This window comes from Methylobacterium sp. WL7 (assembly GCF_008040085.1).
Lineage (GTDB): Bacteria > Pseudomonadota > Alphaproteobacteria > Rhizobiales > Beijerinckiaceae > Methylobacterium > Methylobacterium mesophilicum.
This window is the reverse complement of record NZ_VRVG01000389.1, coordinates 1-355: the sequence shown is the minus strand read 5'-3', so window position 1 is coordinate 355 and position 355 is coordinate 1. Positions and strand designations below refer to the sequence as shown.

General features: G+C 64.2%; 1 pseudogene. It reads right to left on the bottom strand.

The features are described from left to right. Nucleotides 1-134 precede the first annotated feature (134 nt). Nucleotides 135-355: pseudogene (locus FV233_RS29925) on the bottom strand (DDE-type integrase/transposase/recombinase); the annotation flags it as partial.

The following is a 355-nucleotide window of genomic DNA, read 5'->3' as shown; positions in this document are numbered from 1 at the left end:
AGCCACCGGTCCAGATCCTCACGCCATCCACCAGCACCTGACATCGCGAGCACCCACGCTCATGGCCGTGGCAGGCGAATCCGCAAAAACCTCCAGCGTTCCCTCAATCTACCAAAGTAGTGCTAGAGCGTAAACCCCAGCACCTCGCGCTGGACGCGCCCGTTGAAGCGCTCGACCATGCCGTTGGATTTAGGCGTGTAGGGACGCGTCTTGCGATGCTGCACACCGTGCCGCTGGCAGGCGGCCTCAAACGCATCGGCCGTGAAGCATGAGCCGCGGTCGGTGAGCACGTGGGTGACTTTGAACGGAAAGGCCCCGAGCGCGTCCGTGAGGAAGGCCACCGCCGAGGCCGTGG